The organism is Nocardia sp. CDC160, from assembly GCF_035818795.1.
In the GTDB taxonomy this organism is placed as follows: domain Bacteria; phylum Actinomycetota; class Actinomycetes; order Mycobacteriales; family Mycobacteriaceae; genus Nocardia.
The window spans coordinates 185,430-203,848 of record NZ_JAYKYT010000009.1 but is presented as its reverse complement, the minus strand read 5'-3'; the positions used below and the strand labels follow the sequence as shown (position 1 = coordinate 203,848).

Annotated in this window: 16 protein-coding genes and 1 pseudogene; 12 read left to right on the top strand and 5 right to left on the bottom strand. The window is 67.4% G+C overall.

What is annotated here, in order from left to right:
* Positions 1 to 5 precede the first annotated feature (5 nt).
* The gene (locus tag VMT40_RS36635) at positions 6 to 1,166 is read left to right on the top strand and encodes a hypothetical protein (RefSeq protein WP_326364239.1); all 1,161 of its coding nucleotides are present in this window, start codon (positions 6 to 8) and stop codon (positions 1,164 to 1,166) included.
* Between the two features lie 9 nt (positions 1,167 to 1,175).
* Here VMT40_RS36635 and VMT40_RS36630 read toward each other — a convergent pair whose 3' ends face one another.
* On the bottom strand, positions 1,176 to 2,039 hold the full coding sequence (locus VMT40_RS36630) for a MetQ/NlpA family ABC transporter substrate-binding protein (protein ID WP_326364238.1): 864 nt from the start codon (positions 2,037 to 2,039) through the stop codon (positions 1,176 to 1,178).
* Between the two features lie 153 nt (positions 2,040 to 2,192).
* Between VMT40_RS36630 and VMT40_RS36625 the strand changes: the two genes are divergently transcribed.
* The 3 genes and pseudogenes from VMT40_RS36625 (at position 2,193) to VMT40_RS36615 (ending at position 4,911) form a co-directional block, all read left to right on the top strand.
* A complete protein-coding gene (locus tag VMT40_RS36625) occupies positions 2,193 to 3,068 on the top strand; it encodes a MetQ/NlpA family ABC transporter substrate-binding protein (RefSeq protein ID WP_326364237.1) in 876 nt (291 codons plus the stop codon).
* Positions 3,065 to 4,069 (top strand): annotated as a pseudogene (locus VMT40_RS36620) (methionine ABC transporter ATP-binding protein); the annotation flags it as partial. The gene VMT40_RS36625 and the pseudogene VMT40_RS36620, both read left to right, overlap by 4 nt.
* Before the next feature lie 179 nt (positions 4,070 to 4,248).
* On the top strand, positions 4,249 to 4,911 hold the full coding sequence (locus tag VMT40_RS36615) for a methionine ABC transporter permease (protein ID WP_326364287.1): 663 nt from the start codon (positions 4,249 to 4,251) through the stop codon (positions 4,909 to 4,911).
* Between the two features lie 19 nt (positions 4,912 to 4,930).
* Here VMT40_RS36615 and VMT40_RS36610 read toward each other — a convergent pair whose 3' ends face one another.
* A complete protein-coding gene (locus tag VMT40_RS36610; protein ID WP_326364236.1) occupies positions 4,931 to 6,337 on the bottom strand; it encodes a DUF1254 domain-containing protein in 1,407 nt (468 codons plus the stop codon).
* A 212-nt stretch (positions 6,338 to 6,549) separates the two neighbouring features.
* Between VMT40_RS36610 and VMT40_RS36605 the strand changes: the two genes are divergently transcribed.
* Genes VMT40_RS36605 through VMT40_RS36590 form a run of 4 tightly spaced genes read left to right on the top strand, consistent with a single transcriptional unit; the run spans position 6,550 to position 10,101 of the window.
* Complete coding sequence (locus VMT40_RS36605; RefSeq protein WP_326364286.1) at positions 6,550 to 7,197, top strand: ABC transporter permease; 648 nt, start codon at positions 6,550 to 6,552, stop codon at positions 7,195 to 7,197.
* The gene (locus VMT40_RS36600) at positions 7,194 to 8,354 is read left to right on the top strand and encodes an ABC transporter ATP-binding protein (protein ID WP_326364235.1); all 1,161 of its coding nucleotides are present in this window, start codon (positions 7,194 to 7,196) and stop codon (positions 8,352 to 8,354) included. Before VMT40_RS36605 ends, VMT40_RS36600 begins: the two co-directional genes overlap by 4 nt.
* Positions 8,351 to 9,127 (top strand): ABC transporter permease, encoded by a 777-nt coding sequence (locus tag VMT40_RS36595; RefSeq protein ID WP_326364234.1) that lies wholly within the window; start codon positions 8,351 to 8,353, stop codon positions 9,125 to 9,127. The genes VMT40_RS36600 and VMT40_RS36595 overlap by 4 nt, the downstream gene beginning before the upstream one ends.
* Complete coding sequence (locus VMT40_RS36590) at positions 9,124 to 10,101, top strand: glycine betaine ABC transporter substrate-binding protein (protein WP_326364233.1); 978 nt, start codon at positions 9,124 to 9,126, stop codon at positions 10,099 to 10,101. Before VMT40_RS36595 ends, VMT40_RS36590 begins: the two co-directional genes overlap by 4 nt.
* Before the next feature lie 4 nt (positions 10,102 to 10,105).
* On the opposite strand, the gene asnB is transcribed toward VMT40_RS36590, so the two are convergent.
* Entirely contained in the window at positions 10,106 to 12,073 is a 1,968-nt protein-coding gene (asnB, locus tag VMT40_RS36585; protein WP_326364232.1) for an asparagine synthase (glutamine-hydrolyzing), read from the bottom strand.
* A 433-nt stretch (positions 12,074 to 12,506) separates the two neighbouring features.
* Here asnB and ctaC point away from each other — a divergent pair, with 433 nt between their 5' ends.
* Together ctaC and VMT40_RS36575 are read left to right on the top strand one after the other, a co-directional pair.
* Positions 12,507 to 13,499, top strand: a complete 993-nt coding sequence (ctaC, locus tag VMT40_RS36580; protein WP_326364285.1) for an aa3-type cytochrome oxidase subunit II — start codon at positions 12,507 to 12,509, stop codon at positions 13,497 to 13,499.
* 12 nt (positions 13,500 to 13,511) lie between these two features.
* A complete protein-coding gene (locus tag VMT40_RS36575) occupies positions 13,512 to 13,928 on the top strand; it encodes a cytochrome c oxidase subunit 4 (RefSeq protein ID WP_326313041.1) in 417 nt (138 codons plus the stop codon).
* A gap of 93 nt (positions 13,929 to 14,021) precedes the next feature.
* Here the strand turns inward: VMT40_RS36575 and VMT40_RS36570 are convergent, their stop codons facing one another.
* Together VMT40_RS36570 and VMT40_RS36565 are read right to left on the bottom strand one after the other, a co-directional pair.
* Positions 14,022 to 14,840, bottom strand: coding sequence for an SDR family NAD(P)-dependent oxidoreductase (locus VMT40_RS36570; RefSeq protein ID WP_326364231.1), 819 nt, complete (start codon positions 14,838 to 14,840; stop codon positions 14,022 to 14,024).
* A 154-nt stretch (positions 14,841 to 14,994) separates the two neighbouring features.
* A complete protein-coding gene (locus tag VMT40_RS36565) occupies positions 14,995 to 16,254 on the bottom strand; it encodes an FAD-binding oxidoreductase (RefSeq protein WP_326364230.1) in 1,260 nt (419 codons plus the stop codon).
* 190 nt (positions 16,255 to 16,444) lie between these two features.
* Here VMT40_RS36565 and VMT40_RS36560 point away from each other — a divergent pair, with 190 nt between their 5' ends.
* Positions 16,445 to 17,641 (top strand): hypothetical protein, encoded by a 1,197-nt coding sequence (locus tag VMT40_RS36560; RefSeq protein ID WP_326364229.1) that lies wholly within the window; start codon positions 16,445 to 16,447, stop codon positions 17,639 to 17,641.
* Between the two features lie 80 nt (positions 17,642 to 17,721).
* Positions 17,722 to 18,276, top strand: a complete 555-nt coding sequence (locus VMT40_RS36555; RefSeq protein ID WP_326364228.1) for an NADAR family protein — start codon at positions 17,722 to 17,724, stop codon at positions 18,274 to 18,276.
* The last annotated feature ends 143 nt before the right edge of the window (positions 18,277 to 18,419 follow it).

Below are 18,419 nucleotides of genomic sequence, written 5' to 3'. Positions count from 1 at the left end.
TCGCGGTGGCCACGGCGGTCCCGCTGGCAGCCGCGGTACTGGCCGTGCGACCGGGCGTCGCCGACGCGGATCCGGGACTACCGGTGTTGCCGCCGATCGGTGAGATCCTCAGCGGCAGTGCGGGTTCGGATGCGCCCGCGCCTATCGACGCGCCCTCCGGCAGCGGGCTCGGGCTGGGCAGCGGTAGTAGTTTCACAGGCAGCCAGTCGGGGCCGGGCAGCGGCGGGGCGTCCACCGGCAGCTCGCTGGGGCTCGGACCTGGGAACCCACCGCCGGGCAATGTCGATCTGCGGCCCGGCGCTATCGATCTGTTGCCCGGCACTGTCGCGGGCGGGTCGCTCAGTACCGGCAGCAGCGTCACCGGCAGCGCTCAGACCGGTAGCGGAATCGCGGCCGACGCGGCGAGTTTGTTGCTGCCGCACGTGAATTCGTACAACACCGGCGGGGCGGCGCGGCCGGTCGATCCGGCGACCCCGCTGTATCCCGCGATCCCGCTGAACCCGGCCACCTCGCTGAGCCCTGCCGCCGCGCCCAACACCCTTGGCGGGCTGGCCGGACTGGACTCCGGCAGTGTCGCCACCGCCTGCGTGGGCGGCGCGGTGGTTGGCAGCGCCGTGCTGGGCCTTGGTCTACTGACAGGCAGTGGGACCGGCTCCGGCCTGATCGGCCCCGGACTCGTGCCCGGCCTGGTCGGACCCGGCTCCGCCGGGGTGGGCAGCGCGATGACCGGTAGCGGCCTCGGATCCGCCGGGATCGGCAGCACCGTGACCGGTAGTGGCCTGGTCGGGTCGGGGTCCGCCGGAGCGGGCAGCGTCGCGGTGGGTAGCGCCATGACCGGCAGCGCGCTGCTCACCTGCCTGCTCCTGCTGCCGGTCCCGATGCCGCCGGAACCCGGTATCCCCCTGGAGATTCCGCCGCCCCCAGCCCCGGCGCCCGCACCCGCCGTCGTACCGGTCGTCGCCCCCGCGCCCGAGCCGCAACCGGTGGTGGTGCCGCCCGCGCCGAGGCCGATTCCGCCACCACCGGTCGCCTACGTCGCGCCCGCGCCACCGCCGCAACGCGTCCCCTGGACCGCGTTGCAGTTCATGACCGTCCTGATCATCACCATCCTCGCCGGTGCCCGCATCCGAATGGCCCGCGGACACGGGGGCAGCGCCGCCGAATAGCCGGTCGATTCACTTGCGGAACTTGGCCTCCAGGTCGGTGGCGGTTGCCTGGAGGTCGGCGGGGGAGTTGGTTTTGAGGATGCCCTGGAATCCGGCCTCGGCCTTGATCGCCGCCTCGACCTCCGGGTCGTGGTAGATCTGCGTCAACTGCAGGTACTTCGGGTTGTCCTTGTCGGCGGCGCGGGCGGCGAAGATATTGATGTACTGCTTCAGGTCCGGTCGATTCGGGTCGTCGGTGTAGATGATCTGGTCATTGGTCAGGCCCGCCTGGCGGGCCCAGGTGTCGTCGACGTAGGCGGCGTCCACGCTGTCCAGCGAGGAGGCCGTGAGGGTTGGGTCGATGGTGGTGAGTTTGACCTTGGATGCGGCCTTGTCCACATCCTCGAGCTTGGAATCCCACGATCCGCCGTTCTTCAACACGATGAGCCCGGCCGCCGCCAGATTCAGCAGTGGCCGCACCTGATTCGCGGGATTGTTGCTCAAGGTGATCTCCCCGCCCTGCGGGATCTCACCGACCGACTTGTGCTTCTTCGAGTACAGCCCCAGCGGATAGATCTCCGTCGCCCCGATCGGAACGAGCGTGTCGTTGTTGCGGGCGTTGTAATTGGCCAGGTAGCGGATGTGCTGGAACTTGTTGAGATCCACCTGCCCCTGGGACAGCGCCGGGTTCGGCTGGTTGTAGTCGGTGAAGTTGGTGAACTCGACCGTGATGCCCGCGGCGGCGGCCTTCTTCTTGAACACATCCCAGTGCGGCAGTGCGAGGTCGTTCACACCGATACGCACCACGTCACCGTGGTGTTCCTTGCCACAGGCGGCCGTCAGCGCCAGCGAGAGCAGGACCGGAATCACCAGGAAACGGCGCAATTTTCGCATTTCACGCACCGTAGGGGAGGGATGGCGCGCGCCGGAAGCGTTCGGCTCGCGCGGATCGCAATCATTGCCCGGGGATTGCCCGCACGGTTGCATGGCCGGGTTCATTGTCATCTCGGCCCGACCCCGGGTCCGACGATTCATGCGGGAGCACGAGTGAAATTCCATCGGGTACTGGCGATCCCGGTCCTGGTAGCAGCCGTCGCGAGCCTCACCCTCACGGCTTGCGGCTCGAGCGGGGATTCCGGCGGCAATACCGTGCGCATCGGCACCACCGAGTCCGATCCGCACTGGGACGTCTTCAAGGACGAGGCCAAGAAGCAGGGCATCACCCTCGATATCGTCCACTACTCGGACTACTCGCAGCCCAATATCGCGTTGGCGCAGAAGCAGATCGACGTGAATCTGTTCCAGCACCTGCAGTTCCTGGGCCAGTACAACGTGGCCAACAATCAGGATCTGACGCCGATCGGCGCGACTTACATTGTGCCGCTGGGGCTTTACTCGAAGAAGCACAAGTCGCTCACCGAGTTCGGGCCGGGTGCGGAGATCGCGATACCCAACGATCCGACCAATCAGGCTCGCGCGCTGTTCGTTTTGCAGGCGGCCGGGCTGTTGAAGCTGTCCGGTGACAAGGGCCAGCCGACGCCCGCCGATATCGACAAGGGCGCGTCCAAGGTGAAGGTGACCCCGGTCGACGCCGCGCAGACCGCGCTGTCGCTGGCCTCGGTGGATGGCGCGATCGTCAACAACACCTACCTGTCCAAGGCCGATATCGATCCGAACAGCGCGCTGTACAAGGACGACCCGAGTAATCCCGGTGCCGCGCCCTACATCAACGCGCTGGTCACCCGCGCCGCGGACAAGAACAACGCCACGTATCTGAAGCTGGTCGACATCTTCCACAGCCCCGCGGTGCAGAAGGCCGAGGCGGAGGATTCCAAGGGCACCGCGGTCGAGGTGCGCAAGGCCGGACCGGAGTTGGAGCAGATCCTGGCGCGGGTGCAGCAGACCATCCGCGACGGCAAATGAGCGAGACCGGGGTTGCCGCTGTCGAATTCCGTTCGGTCACCAAGGTTTTTCGCAGCGGCAAGCAGCGCCACACCGCGCTGGACGGCATCGACCTGCGCATCGAGCGCGGCGAGATCTTCGGTGTGATCGGGTATTCCGGCGCGGGCAAGTCCACGCTGGTGCGGCTGATCAATGCCTTGGAGAAGCCCACCGACGGCACCATCCTGATCTCCGGCGACCCCATTACCGGGGTCCCGGAGTCCCGGGTCCGGCAGCTGCGCCGCGATATCGGCATGATCTTCCAGCAGTTCAACCTGTTTCGCTCGCGCACGGCCGCGGGCAATATCGAATACCCGCTGAAGGTGGCGGGCTGGCCACGTGCGCGGCGCAAGGCGCGCGTGGCCGAACTCCTGGAGTTCGTGGGGCTTTCGGACAAGGCGCGCAGCTACCCGGATCAGCTCTCCGGCGGGCAGAAGCAGCGGGTGGGCATTGCCCGCGCGCTGGCCACCTCCCCGTCACTGCTGCTGGCGGATGAGGCCACCTCGGCGCTGGACCCGGAGACCACGGGTGAGGTGCTGCGCCTGCTGAAGAAGATCAACCGGGAACTCGGCGTCACCATCGTGGTCATCACCCACGAAATGGATGTCATTCGCGCGGTGGCCGATCGCGTGGCCGTCCTGGCCGAGGGCCGAGTTGTGGAGTTGGCCAGCACCTTCGACGTCTTCTCCGCCCCCACCGCCCCACCCACCCGCTCCTTCGTCGAAACGGTCCTGCACAACCGCCCGACCGACGACGAACTACGACGCTTGGGTGAGCGCCACCCGGGCACCCTGGTGACCGTCCCGATCACCGGCGACAACCGCCTCGGCGCGGAACTGGCCGCCGCCGCATCCGCGGGAGTCGGCTTCGAGATCGTCTTCGGCGGCGTCAGCGCCTTGCAGGACAAGACCTTCGGCAGTCTCACCCTGGCCCTGACCGGCCCGGAGGACGCGGTCCGGGAGGTGGCCGAACGGCTCTCGGCCCACGCGGACGAGGGCGCGGCGGATCCGCACGTGAGGGGTACGGATGCGCGGAATGTGACCGCGAAGGGCATTGCCGCAGCGGTGCTCGAGGACGGACGGAGGAGCGCATGATCGGGCGGATGAGCGAAAGTCCGCGCATTGCGGCCGGTTCGGTCGGACAGGTGAGCAATCTGGCTGCCGTGCACACGGATTGGGATCGGCTGCGGCCCGTGTTGAGCGAGGCGGTGGGGACCACCGTCTATCTGGTGCTGCTCACCTTCGTGGTGGGCGGGACCATTGGGCTGGCGTTGGGGACCGCGCTGTACACCACTCGAAAGGGCGGGTTGCTGGCCAATGCGCCGGTCAACCTGGTGTTGAACGTGCTGGTGAATGTGGTGCGGCCGATTCCGTTCATTATTCTGCTGGCGGCGTTGGGGCCGGTGACGCTGAAGGTGATCGGGACGACGATCGGGACCGACGCGGCCGCGTTCGTGATGATCGTGGCCGCCTCGTTCGGGATCGCGCGGATCGTCGAGCAAAACCTCGTGACCGTGGATCCCGGGGTGATCGAGGCGGCGCGGTCGATGGGGGCCGGGCCGTTGCGGATCATTCTGACGCTGTTGATTCCGGAGGCGTTGGGGCCCTTGGTGCTCGGGTACACCTTCGTGGTGATCGCGATTGTCGACATGTCCGCCATGGCGGGCACGGTCGGCGGTGGCGGGCTCGGTGACTTCGCGTTGGTCTACGGGTATCAGCGGTTCGACTGGCAGGTCACCCTGGTGGCGACCCTGATCATTATCGCCGGGGTGCAGGGGATTCAGTTCGTCGGAAACTGGTTGGCCCGCAGGGTACTTCGGCGGTGAGCTACGGGCCGCCCGGGCCTCAGCTCAGCTTCTCGAGCTGCGGCACCTTCCACTTGCCCTCCAGCGCTTCGGATTTCGGAGCGTAGAGGCGCAGGGTCAAGGAGAACTGTCCCGACTCGGGAATGGGCAGCCAGTGCCCGGCGGGGACGCTCGGGCCGGGATCGGCGTTCTGCACGACGATCTCGACCGAGCCGTCCGCGGTCGGGGTGAGCGGTATCAGATGCCCGACGGAGTAGATGCCCGCCGGGTTCTGGACCAGGTAGCTCTGGGCGTCGTAGGCCGTGAGCGACCAGAAGGCGTCGACGGGTGGCAGCTGACCCTTGGGAAAGGTGAGGCGGAAGCGGCTGCCCCCGTCGGCATTCGCGGTGACGGTCGGATAGATCGCGTCCTTGGGCAGATTCGCCCCGAGCCCGACCGCGGCGACCTGCGCGCGCAATGTGTACTCGGTGCCGTAGGTGCCCACATTCGGATTGAACGACCAGCCGTTCTCGTTGATCGCCTTGGGGTTTCGATACGACATCACCTGCTTGCGGGCCGCCGTCGCAGCGGCGGTCAGCACATCGGCGGGCGCGGTGGTCATGGACGCGCCGGGCGTGATGCCCAGGGTGGCGAAGCGCTTCATGGCGTCGGCGTCCGCGGGGGCGGGCGGATTCAGCGACATGAGCGCGCACAGGCGATTCATGAACGTGGTCGCGTCCATGGTGGCGACCGTCTGCGCCGGTGGATTCCCGCCCGCCGCCTGGGCTCCCGGCCCGCCGCCCGCGTCCGGGTTCTGCAGGTAGACGCTCAGCGGGGAGAGCTTCAACTGTTCCTGGAGCGCGCGCACCGCGGCCAGGTCGTCGCCGCCCTTGTATTCGATGCGGCCCAGCAGCCACGTGGTGCCGGTCGGCATGGCCAGTTGCGTGACGTGATCGGGCAGGTTCCCGGTCCAGTTCGGCCCAGTGATCACATAGGTCTGTGGCGCGCCGGATTTCACCTGCGGGTCCGTGCTGCTCGGATTGTGCACGGTATTGGTCCACGCATCCAGCAACTGCATGAGCCAGTACCGCCCGGCCTCGATCCGCGGCACCTGCAACACCATGGGCTCGGCGCGCAGATCCAACCAGGCCTGCGAGTAGAGCGTGTCGAGATTGAGCCGCACGACCTGCTTGGCGTCCGGGGTCGGTGGGGTCGCGTGCACGAATTGATTGGCGGGCCCGGCGGTTTCGCGGGTGACATCCATCAGGACCAGCGGATAGCCGAAGACGTAGGCGTCGGCGGCGATGTCCTTGGGATCCGTCGAGGCCGGGGTGGTGCCGGTCGCGGTCGAACCGCTCTCGGACTTGCCGCAGGCGGTGAGCGCGAGGGCGGCCGTGACCGCCGCACCCAGCCCGAAGGCCTGTCGTCGGGAGAAACGTCCGGTCCGATGGTTCGACGGGAAGTCCATAGATGCCAGCGCCCTTTCCACTCGGGCCTGTGCGTACCGGACAGGCCGCCACCAATACTGACGTTTTTGCAGTACCACTGCAAGTAAGCGTGCTAACCACTGGTTACCGTACTGCCGGGTCGGCCTCCGATCGCGCATTCCGGTCGTTCCGGGGGTGGGGGCGGCGGGTCCGGGATACTCTGCGAGACAGCGGGATCCGGGAGGTGGGGACTGTGGATGCGCTGTGGAAGTTTTTGGTGTCGCGACGGCAGCAGTTGCTCGTCGATTCCTATCTTCATGTGTCGGCGGTGGTGCAGTCGCTGTTGATCGCCACGGTGGTGGCGGTTGCCATCGCGGTGCTGGTCTATCGCAGTCCGCTCGGGTCCTCGGCGGCGACGGCGGCGGCCAGCGCGGTGTTGACGGTGCCGTCGTTCGCGCTGCTGGGTTTGCTGATCCCGGTGCTCGGTCTGGGTGTCGCGCCGACCGTCGCGGCGCTGGTGGTCTACGCGCTGCTGCCGATCCTGCGCAATGCCATCATCGGACTGTCGTCGGTGGATCCGGCCGTGGTGGACGCCGCGCGCGGGGTCGGCATGAACCGGTGGCGCGTGCTGGCGGTGATCGAACTGCCGCTGGCCTGGCCTGCGATTCTGACCGGCATGCGGGTGAGCACCCAGCTGATCATGGGCATTCTCGCGCTGGCCGCCTATGCGAAGGGGCCGGGGCTGGGCAATGTGATCCTGTCCGGTCTGTCGCGGCTCGGCAGCCCGAATGCCGTGCCGCAGGCGCTGACCGGCACCGTGCTGGTCATCGTGCTCGCCCTGCTGCTGGACGGGGCGTTCCTGCTCATCGGACGTTTCACCACCTCGAAGGGGCTGCGATGACCGCCGACGCGACGGTGTCCGGAGTCGACATCGGTCTCTACCACGTATCCAAATACTATGCGGGACAGCCGGATCCAGCCGTCGAGGACGTCTCGATGACCATTCCGGCGGGCGAGATCGTGGTGCTGGTCGGCCCGTCGGGCTGCGGCAAGACCACCACGCTGCGCATGATCAACCGCCTCATCGAGCCCAGTGAGGGCGTGATCTCCATTGGCGGCCAGGACGCCGCCGCCATGGATCCGGACGAATTGCGGCGCGGCATCGGGTATTCCATTCAGCAGGCCGGATTGTTCCCGCACCTGTCGGTGGCCAAGAACATCGCCACCGTGCCGGGATTACTCGGCTGGGATCGCAAACGCATCGCCGCTCGCGTCGACGAGATGCTCGAGCTGGTCGGCCTGGATCCGGCCACCTATCGCCGCCGGTATCCGCGCCAGCTCTCGGGCGGGCAGCAACAGCGCGTCGGGGTCGCCCGGGCGCTGGCCGCCGATCCGCCGGTCCTGCTCATGGACGAGCCGTTCGGCGCGGTCGATCCCATCACCCGCGGGCTGCTGCAGGACGAATTGCTGCGCCTGCAGGCCGAATTGGGCAAGACGATCGTGTTCGTGACCCACGATTTCACCGAGGCGGTCAAGCTCGGTGATCGAATCGCGGTGCTGGGCAGTCGATCCCGCATTCTCCAGTACGACACCCCGGCCGCGATCCTGGCCAATCCCGCCGATGAGACGGTCGCGGGTTTCGTCGGGGGAGACGCCTCGCTCAAACAATTGACCCTGACCCGGGTCGCGGACGTGGATCTCGGCGACTGCCCGGTCGCCGCCGAGGACGAACCGGTCGCGGTGCTGCGCGAGGCGCTCGCCGGTCGCGAATGGCCCTGGGCCCTCATCCTGGACGACCAGCGGCGGCCACTGCGGTGGGTCTCGGCCGAACAGCTCGCCTCGGCGGGGTCCCTGCGCGATATAGGCCGTCCGGTCGGACAGGTGCTGTCGCTGCGGTCCACCTTGCAGCACGCGCTCGGTGCCCTGCTCGCCGAACGCAATGCGACCGCCGTGATCACCGGCCCGCGTGGCGAATACGCGGGCCTGATCACCATCGACACCCTGGTCGCGCATCTGTCCGCGCTGCGGGACCAGGAGGCCGAGGGGACGCGCGCATGACCGCGAACACCGTCGCCGGACCCGCCGCCACCGCGACCGCCCGCCGCGCCGAGGGCCTGCGGCTGCTCGTCGAACCCTTGCTCGTCGCCGCGCTGACCGCCGGTGTGCTGATCTGGGCCTTCACCCGCACGCTCACCGCGACCCAGCGCGCCAGCATGAACGCGCACAATATCGTGACCGTCACCCGGCAACACCTGGTGATCACCCTCGCGGTGGTGGTGATCGTTCTCGCGGTGGCGGTCCCGCTCGGCACCCTGGTCACCCGGCCCGGATTCCGCCGTCTCGCACCGGTTTTCATCGGCATCGCCAATATCGGCGCCTCCGCCCCCGCGATCGGTTTGATCGTCCTGTTCTACCTCGTCACCCGCACCACCGGCTTCTGGATCGGGGTCGCGCCCATCGCGTTCTATTCACTGCTGCCGGTGCTGCGCAATACGATCCTCGGCTACCAGCAGGTGGACCCGGCCGTCGTGGACGCCGGACGCGGACAGGGCATGTCCTCGGCAACAGTGTTGCGGCGCATCGAGTTTCCGCTGGCCGTCCCCTACATTCTGGCGGGCCTGCGGACCTCGCTGGTGCTCGCGGTCGGCACCGCGACCCTGTCGTTCCTGGTGAGCGCCGGTGGACTCGGCATCCTCATCGACACCGGATACAAGCTGCGCGACAACGTCACTCTGGTCGTGGGTGCCGTGCTCGCGGTGGCGCTGGCGCTGCTCGTCGACTGGCTCGGCGCGCTGGCCGAACGCTTCCTCGGGCCCAGGGGGCTGCGGTGAGAACCGGAAAACGGTTGTGCTGCCTGGTAATCGGGCTGCTGCTCGGACTGACCGGCTGTGGGCTCGAGTCCGGCAGTGCCGTGCCGCTGCGGGTCGGCCCGGGCAGCATTCACCCGGTGGCGGCGCTCCACGGCGTGACGGTCACCGTCGGCTCCAAGGATTTCACCGAGCAGAACATCCTCGGCTACCTCATCGAATTCGCCCTGTCCGCGGCCGGGGCGAATGTGCGCGACCTGACGAATATTCAAGGCTCCAACAGCCTTCGGGACGCCCAGCTGCACGGTCAGATCGATGTGGCCTACGACTACACCGGCACCGGCTGGGTGAACTACCTCGGCAAGGAGAAACCCGTCCCCGACGAGCGCGGCCAGTTCGAGGCCGTCCGCGACGCCGACCGCGCTGCCCACGGCATGGTGTGGACCGATATGGCCCCGATGAACAACACCTACGCCATGGTCACCAGCAAACGCACCGCCCAGGAGACCGGCGTGGCCAGCCTCTCGGACTACGCCGCCCTCATCGCCAAGGATCCGGGCGCGGCCGGAACCTGCGTCGGCACCGAATTCAATGTCCGCCCCGACGGATTCCCGGGCATGGCCGCCAAGTACGGCATCGACATCGGCAAGGTGCACAAGCAGATCGTCCAGGACGCCCTCGTCTACCAGGCCACCGCCGACGCCCGCCAATGCCGCTTCGGTTCCGTCGCCGCCACCGACGGCCGCATCCCCGCTCTCGACCTGGTGCTACTCAAGGACGACCTCTCCTTCTTCCCCAAATACAATGCGGCCCTTGTCCTCCGCGCCGATTTCGACAAGGCCCACCCGGACGTCGCGGCGCTCATGGCCCCGATCTCCGCCCTGCTCACCAACCCGGTCATCACCGAACTCAACCGCAAGGTCGACGTGGACGGCCGCGAACCCGCCGAGGTGGCCCGCGACTGGATGGTCCAGCAGGGCTTCGTCACCACGCGCTGACGGTTCAGAGGTTGACCGGGTAGGTTGGCTCCTGGATCTCCGGCTTGATGCGGTTCTCGACGAAGATGCCGTGCCAGATCATGAAGACGATCAGCGTCCACAGGCGGCGGGAGTGGTCGACCGGGCCGGTGCGGTGGGCCTCGAGCATGTCGAGGATGGCCTGCTTGTTGAGCAGGTGGTCGGTGCCCGACTCGGTGATCTGGGTGCGGGCCCAGTCGTAGAGTTCCGGGCCGCGCAGCCAGTGGCGCAACGGGACCGGGAAGCCGAGCTTGGCGCGGTTGAGCACGTGCGGGGGCACGATGTCGGTGAGCGCCTGGCGCAGCGCGTATTTGGTGGTTTCCTTGGTGATCTTCTGCTCGACCGGGATCTTCTCGGCGACCTTGAACACCTCGGGATCCAGGAACGGCACGCGCAACTCCAGGGAGTTGGCCATGGTCATCTTGTCGGCCTTGACCAGGATGTCGCCGCGCAGCCAGGTGAACAGGTCCAGATGCTGCATGCGCGCCACTGGATCCCAGCCGTAGCCCTGCATGCCGTAGATGGGCGCGGTCACGTCCTGGTGCGTCCACTCCGGGCGGAATTCGCGCAGCACCGAACGCAATTGGGCGTCATTGAAGCTGCGCGCGTTGCCGTAGTAGCGCTCCTCCATGGTGAGCGAGCCGCGGTGCAGCAGGCTCTTGCCGCGGGTGCCCTCGGGAATGCGGTCGGAGATCTTGCCCGCCAGCTTGCGCAGGCCCTTGGGCAGGTACTCGAAGGGCTTGAGCGACAGCGGTTCCCGGTAGATGGTGTAGCCGCCGAACAGCTCGTCGGAACCCTCGCCCGAGAGCACGACCTTGACGTGCTTGCGGGCCTCCTTGGCCACGAAGTACAGCGGCACCAGCGCCGGGTCGGCCACGGGTTCGTCCAGGTACCAGACGATTTCGGGGATGGCGGCCGCATACTCCTCGGGGGAGACCATGCGGATGTAGTGCTTCGCGCCGATGGCCTCCGCGGTCTCGGCGGCCACGTCGGCCTCCGAGTAGCCCTGGCGCTCGAACGCCGAGGTGAAGGTCAGCAGGTTCGGATTGTGGCGAATGGCCAGGGCCGCAATGGCGGTGGAGTCGATGCCGCCGGACAGGAACGCGCCGACGGTCACATCCGCGCGCATGTGCTTGGCGACCGAGTCCTCGAGGGCCTCGGCGATCTCCTTGTATCGCTTGGCTGCCGAGCCCGCCGCGAACTTCTGCACCCGGAACTGCGGGTTGAAGTAGCGGGTCACGCGCGGGGTTTCGCCCGGCTCGACCCAGGCGTAGCAACCGGATTCGAGGCGGCGAATGTCCTTGTGCAGGGTCTCGGCCTCGGGCACGTACTGCAGCACCGTGTAGTGCTCGAGCGCGCGCGGGTCCAGCGCGTCGGAAAGCTCCAGCGCCGGAAGCAGTCCCAGCAGGCTCTTCTTCTCGCTGGAGAACGCGGTGCCGCCCTTGCCGGTGGCGACGAACAGCGGCTTGATGCCGAACGGGTCGCGCGCCAGGAACAGCTTGTTCAGCTCGGTATCCCAGATGGCGAAGGCGAACATGCCGCGCAACCGGCTCGCGGCCTTCGCGCCCCAGTAGTGGAAGGCCGCCACAATGGCCTCGCCGTCACCCTCGGTGCGGAACATGGGTGCATCGCCGAACTCGGCCGCGTGCGCTTCCTTCAACTCGGCGCGCAGTTCGAGGTAGTTGTAGATCTCGCCATTGAAGGTCATGGCGTAGCGCTCGGGGTTCTCCGGCGGACCCCAGCGCAGCGGCTGGTGCGAATGCTCGATATCGATGATCGACAGGCGGTTGAAGCCGAAGATCATGTGCTCGTCGTTCCAGGTGCCGCGCTCGTCGGGGCCGCGGTGCCGCTGGCAGTGCAGGGCCTCGTACACGTGCGATGCCGTGGTTTCGACCGTCCGCCCGTCCGGGGTTGTAGCCGTGCCAGCTGTCAGAAATCCGAGCAGTCCACACACTGCGGCAGGAACCTCTTTCCGGAATCAAAGGATTGGGGCGCACCCGCGTGGGCGCGCACGACGCGAAACCTACTGCCCGAGTATGCCGTACCCGGGCAGATCCCGCCGCCAGAGGCCGTATCCAGTGCTTATGAGGTTTCCGGAGTGTCGAACCGGACCCGATCACAACGGGGGCGGTTTCTTGGTCTACGCTGCGTAGTACTTGGGAAACTCTCAGGGTCGGTTGTGCGTTCGCGTGTACCCTCCCCGAGCCCCAAACTGTGCTGAAGTTGTGTCGCCCGGCGGAAGGGAGCCCGGGCGGCGCGGTGTCGGAATGACGACCAGGAAGGCGTTGAGCGTGGCGCACAAGGCGAGCGAGGCGATAGGGGCACGACCCGCCCAGGGTCGGCGGGGCCGCATCCTTCGGCGGGCCGGGCTGGCGGTGTCCTTGGGGATGACCGCGATGCTCGTTTCCGGCTGCTCGATCGACAACCCGTGGCTTCGGTTCGGCTGGCCCTCGGGCATCACGCCGCAGGCCACCCGCATGCGTGAGCTGTGGACCTGGTCCGTGCTGGCCGCCCTCGCCATGGGTGTGCTGGTGTGGGGTCTGACCTTCTGGACCATCGCGTTCCACCGCAAGAAGCCGAACTCCCCGGAGTTCCCGCGGCAGACCGGTTACAACGTGCCGCTCGAGTTGAGCTACACCGCGATCCCGTTCGTGATCATCGCGGTGCTGTTCTACTTCACCGTGGTCGTGCAGAACTACGTGCACGAGAAGGTCGGCAACCCGGACGTGACCGTCGATGTGACCGCGTTCCAGTGGAACTGGAAGTTCGGTTACCAGAAGGTCGTCATGGCCGACGGTTCCATCTACGACGGTGTCGACCACGCCCGTCAGGACATGAACCAGCAGATCAAGGACGAGTACAAGGAAGCGACCAAGAACGGGCACCCGCAGCCGGGCCCGAACAACGGTCTGCCCGCCAATGACATCTCGTACCTGAACTACGACAAGATCGAGACCGTCGGCACCTCCAACGAGATCCCGGTCCTGGTCCTGCCCACCGGCAAGAACATCGAGTTCCAGCTGGCCGCCGCGGACGTCATCCACTCCTTCTGGGTGCCGGAGTTCCTGTTCAAGCGCGACGTCATGCCGAACCCGAAGCAGAACAACTCCGACAACGTCTTCCAGATCACCAAGATCGAGAAGGAAGGCGCGTTCGTCGGCCGTTGCGCCGAGATGTGCGGCACCTTCCACTCGATGATGAACTTCGAGATTCGTGCGGTGTCCCCGGCGGACTTCGACAAGTACCTGAAGGCGCGTCAGGAGGGCAAGACCAATGCCGAGGCCCTGGCCTCCATCGGTCAGTCGCCGGTCGCCACCTCCACCCATCCGTTCAACACCGACCGCAAGGCGCGCGGTAACGAACTCGCCGACGCCAAGTGAGGATGAACTGACATGAAGGTCGAAGCTCGCATCTTCGAACTGATCACGGTCTTCTTCGTGATCGTGGCCGTGGTCTACGGCTACTTCACCGGCCGCTCGCGCACCGGCGTCGAGTGGGCCGGTACCACCGCCATCGTGCTCTCGGCCGGTCTGGCGCTGATCGTGGCCACCTACTTCCGCTTCGTGGCCCGTCGCCTGGACCTGCGTCCCGAGGACTACGAAGAGGCGGAGATCGTGGACGGCGCGGGCGACCTGGGCTTCTTCTCGCCCGGCTCGTTCTGGCCCATCCTGCTCGCGGGCGCGGGCTCCATCGCCGCCCTGGGCCTGGCGTTCTTCCAGTTCTGGCTGATCGCCATCGGCGTCATCTGCATCCTGGTCGCCGCGGGCGGCCTGGTGTTCGAGTACCACCTCGGACCGGAAAAGCACTGAGCCGAGAACAGCACTGAGCTGAGAAACGAAGCGCCCCATCCGAATTCGGGTGGGGCGCTTTGCCGTGCGCCCCACCCGCCCCTCATTCGGCGGCTAGATGCCCAGGGCGTGCTTCAGGCGCGTGGTGCGCGGGCCCATGGTCGTGAGGCCGAGCAGGGCTCGCGGGAAACGGGGTTGGAGTTGGGCCGGGCGGGTGCGGATGGCGGACTCGATCCAGCGGGCGGCCTCGGACGGGTCCAGGGACGAGCCCTCGGAGCGGTGGGTCGCGGAATCGGCGGGGAGCTTGAAGGCCGGGTACTGGACCGTGGTGACGTGAATGCCGCGCGGGGACAGCTCGGCGTCGGCGCACTGGCCGAAGGTGGTCCAGGCGGCCTGGGCGGCGGCGTAGGAGGAGAAATTGGGGGCGGCCGCCGTCTCCGGGCTCCACGGGCCGACATTCACCACGTGCCCGGAACCGCCCGCGAGCATGGCGGGCAGCAGGCCCAGGGTCAGGCGCAGCGGGCCGAAATAGTAAGCGGCCATGGTGCGCTGGTAGTCGCGAAAGCGGTCCAGCGACTGCAGCACCGGGCGACGGGTGGGACGGCCGGTGTTGTTGACCAGCACGTCGACCGCGTCGAACTCGGTGAGCAGCCATTCGACCAGCTGATCCACATCGCCGAGGGCGGAGATGTCGCAGCGGAACCAGTGGGCGCGGCCCCCGGCCTGAATGATGGTGGCGCACTCCTCGACCAGCTGGGAGCCGTTGCGCGCGACCAGGATTACCTCGGCGCCGTGAAAACCCAGTAGTCGCGCGGTTTCCCGCCCGATATCGGAGGTGGCGTCGGTGACGACGATGCGTTTGCCCTCGATGGGGATCTCACCGGTCAGGGAGCCGGTGGTGCGGGGGCGGCGGGCAGCACGGAATTCGATCATGGGACAGGCAACCTTCATCTGAGGATTGAGCATGAACCATGCACCGATGCCCCGCCGACAGCACCGATACCGCCGCCCCGCTGCGCCATCCGAGCAGCTGTGCCATTCGAGACGCGGCTGCTATGCGATAGCTGGCGGTGCGGCGGAACACATTCTATTCGGTCGGGTCATAACGCCGGGCGCGTTCGGCCAGACAGATCTCGTCGATTGCGGAAACGATGTCCCGCAACAGTTCCGAGGGCAGCGCGGCCGGGCGCAGGCGGCAGGTGAAGGTAATGAAGCCGTGGTCCTCGTTGTCGAGTTCGCGCAGGTAGCGGGACCGCACACCGTAGGTCATGGCCGAGATGACGGTGAAGCAGCCGGTGCGTTCGCGGTGCCCGGCGAACAGGTCGTGCAGGCCGTGGAAGACCCTGGTGTAGTTCGACAGGGGCGCGAAAACCGAGACGCGGTAGGCCGGTCCGCGCTCCGAGGAGGAGATGACCGTATCGGCCAGGTACTCCGCATCGCGCAGTGTCAGCACCTTCGGAGCGAACATGAGCGCGCCCGCGGCGGCATTGCGGACCGGCATACCGGCGCGGCCGCCCGCCGAGGCGGCAATGGCGCCCAGCGACTTTCGGGCGCGCGCGCCGACCTCGCGGCGGGCGCGCAGGGACAGGTTGGGGGTGGTGGGGTGCAGGCTCGACCACTGGCCGAAGCGCACGGTGCCCAGCTGCACGGTGCCGGTGCCGACCGGGCGGGCCACCTTCAGGGGTGCGGTGTCGACCCAGCGGCCCACCTGCAGCATGGCGTCGCCGGGGGACTGAATCTCCTTGTAGGAGTGCTCGACCCAGGTGTCGAAGTCCAGGAAGCGGTGCGCGTCGGTGGTGAGCCAGGTGCGGTCCTTGTCCACATCGGTCACCTCGAGCGTCAACGCGGTAATGATCCCGGTGCGTCCGCCCCCGCCCAGGATTTTGTGGAAGCGCTCCGCGTGATGGGTGCGCCCGCAGGTGCCGAAACGTCCGTCCTGATCGACGTATTCGAGCTCGGCCACATTGTCGCTGAACATGCCGAAGCGGTGCGAGGCCGCCGACAGCCCGCCCACCGCCGCGAATCCGCCCGCCGTGATGTCCCGGTGATCGCCGACGATCGGGAGCCCGAGCCCGTGCGCGCCGAGGGTCTTGTCGATGTCGTAGAGGCGCGCCCCCGCCTGCACCCGCACCGTCCTGGCATCGGCGTCCACCACCTGCACGCGGTTCATTTTGCGCAGGCTCAGCACACCGCCCTGATCGGGCAGCCCGAACTCCTCGTCCGGTCGTTCCCCACCCCGGATGATCAGCGGTTTCGTCGAACGTCGCGAATCCCGAACGGTCCGAACCACATCCGCGGTGTCGCGGGGCAGAAATTCGTCGGGGTGGGTGGAGACGGGCGTGCTCATGGCGCTACAGCTAACCATAGTCACGCGCATTGTGCTCGTAGTTGGACAGGCGTCTCAATGCACACCGCGCGGACGCCGTGTGAACAGCGCGTTTTCGGTTGTGGCACACAGGTTCCCTGTGGGTTTGCGGGGAGCGTTTGTCGCCGCTCGGGCGTAGAGTCCGCGCCATGGGTTTCCTGGGCGGGGCGTCATGAGTTTCCTGAGTGAATTGTTCGGTTCGGGGCGAAATCGGTTCGGTAAGAAGGTGTTGGAACACGTGCTCGGGTACGACGCCGTGGAATCGGCGCGGTTCGATGCCGAGGCGTACGAGATCGCGTACACGCTGAAGAACGGGTACGCGGCGAAACTGAACCTGGACACGCTGTATCGGCGATTCGACGGGAAGGTGACCGCCGCGGTGTTCGAGGCGGTCGGCGCGCTGCTGTTGCCGCCGGACGCGCCGCCGGGGTGGGAGCAGGTCGCGCCCAAGCTGCGGCCGGTGCTGCGCAAGGCCGGGTACGGGGCGGTGAAGGTCGAGGGACTCGACGGGCGGGACCTGGTGCTGTCGCGGCCCGCCATGCCGTATCTGTCGGAGCTGGTGGTCATCGATCTGCCCAGTACCGTGCAATTCGTTACCAGGCAGGATCTTTCGCGCTGGGACGTGGACGCCGAGACCGTGTATTCCATCGCCCACGCCAATCTCACCGAACTGGCCATGAACACCATGGAGGCGTTCGATCCGCCGCAGGGCGTGCGGGTGCTGGAGTTCGCCGACGACGACGGCGAGAGCTATGTCGGCTCGCTGCCGCTGGTCGCGGGCTGGCTGGCCGGGGTGCGGGCTCGAAGTGACACGCGCCCACTGCTGTTCCTACCCGGGCACCTGGGCATGTTCGTCGTGCTGGGCGCGACATCCCAGGTGCTGGTGCAACTCATGTCGCTGGCGCAGGAGCGCTACGAGGCGGCGCTGCGGCCGCTGTCCACGGTGCCGTACACCGTCGACGACGAGGGCGAGATCGTCCCCCTGCGCGTCGAGCCCGACCATCCCGCGGCCGCCGCCATCCGCCACGCCGAAATCCAGCTGGCGGTCAGCGCCTACCGCGGCCAGACCGAAAAGCTGCGCGCCGACCAGGATCGCGAGGGCGGCATCCAGGAACTGCTGCACCTGCGCGACCCGAACGGCGGCGAAACCACCATGACCTCCTGGCCCGACGGCGTCACCCAGCTCCTCCCCAAGGCCGACTTCATCTGCTTCGTCACCGCCGACGGCGACGTCTTCCGCGTGGCCTGGGAAGCTGTCACCGGACTCGTCCCCCTGGAACTGGCCGAGGAGTACGACCCACCCCGCTACCGCGTCCACGACCATCCCCCCGCTGAAATCATGACCCGCCTGCGCGCCCTGTCGAGCTGATCACGCCCGCGGCGGCGCGTCGGCGCGGCGTGGCGGGATATACCGGCAATCCTGTCACCAGGTTCGGCTAGGGTCGCGGCGTGGACAGGGCGCAGCTGACAGCTGAGATGGCGGACGGGGCTAGACCGGAGTTCCTCTTCTTCTGGGGGCACACTCGCACTCCCGGCCACGAGGTCGGGAAATGGGTGCTCAGCCAATGGTGGCCGGTCGAGTTCACCGTGGACGGCCAAACCTACGGCAGCGCAGAACATTTCATGATGGCCGAGAAGGCGCGCCTGTTCGGCGACGAGCAGATGCGCACCCGCATCCTGGCCAGCGAAACCCCCGCCGACGCCAAACGCCTCGGCCGCGCGATCTCCGGCTTCGACCAGGACACCTGGGAAGCCCACCGCTTCGACATCGTCCTGCGCGGCAGCATCGCCAAATTCGGCCAGCACGACATCCTGCGCGACTTCCTCCTCGCAACCGCGGACAAAATCCTGGTCGAAGCGGCCCCCCGAGACACCATCTGGGGCATCGGCCTGTCCGCCGAAAACCCCTCCGCCGCAGACCCTTCCCAATGGCGCGGCGAAAACCTCCTAGGCTTCGCCCTCATGGACGCCCGCGCCGCCCTAGCCCCCGCCCGCCTGACCTAACCCCCCACGAGCATGCAAATGAGCAGCTAAATCCCGAGAAGACACCTGCTGATTTGCATGCTCGTCGCTTGCGCGAGGGCGCGCAGGGGGTTCGGGGGCGAGGCTCAGCGTGTTCACAGCGGGGGTGTGGAGACTTTCGGGGA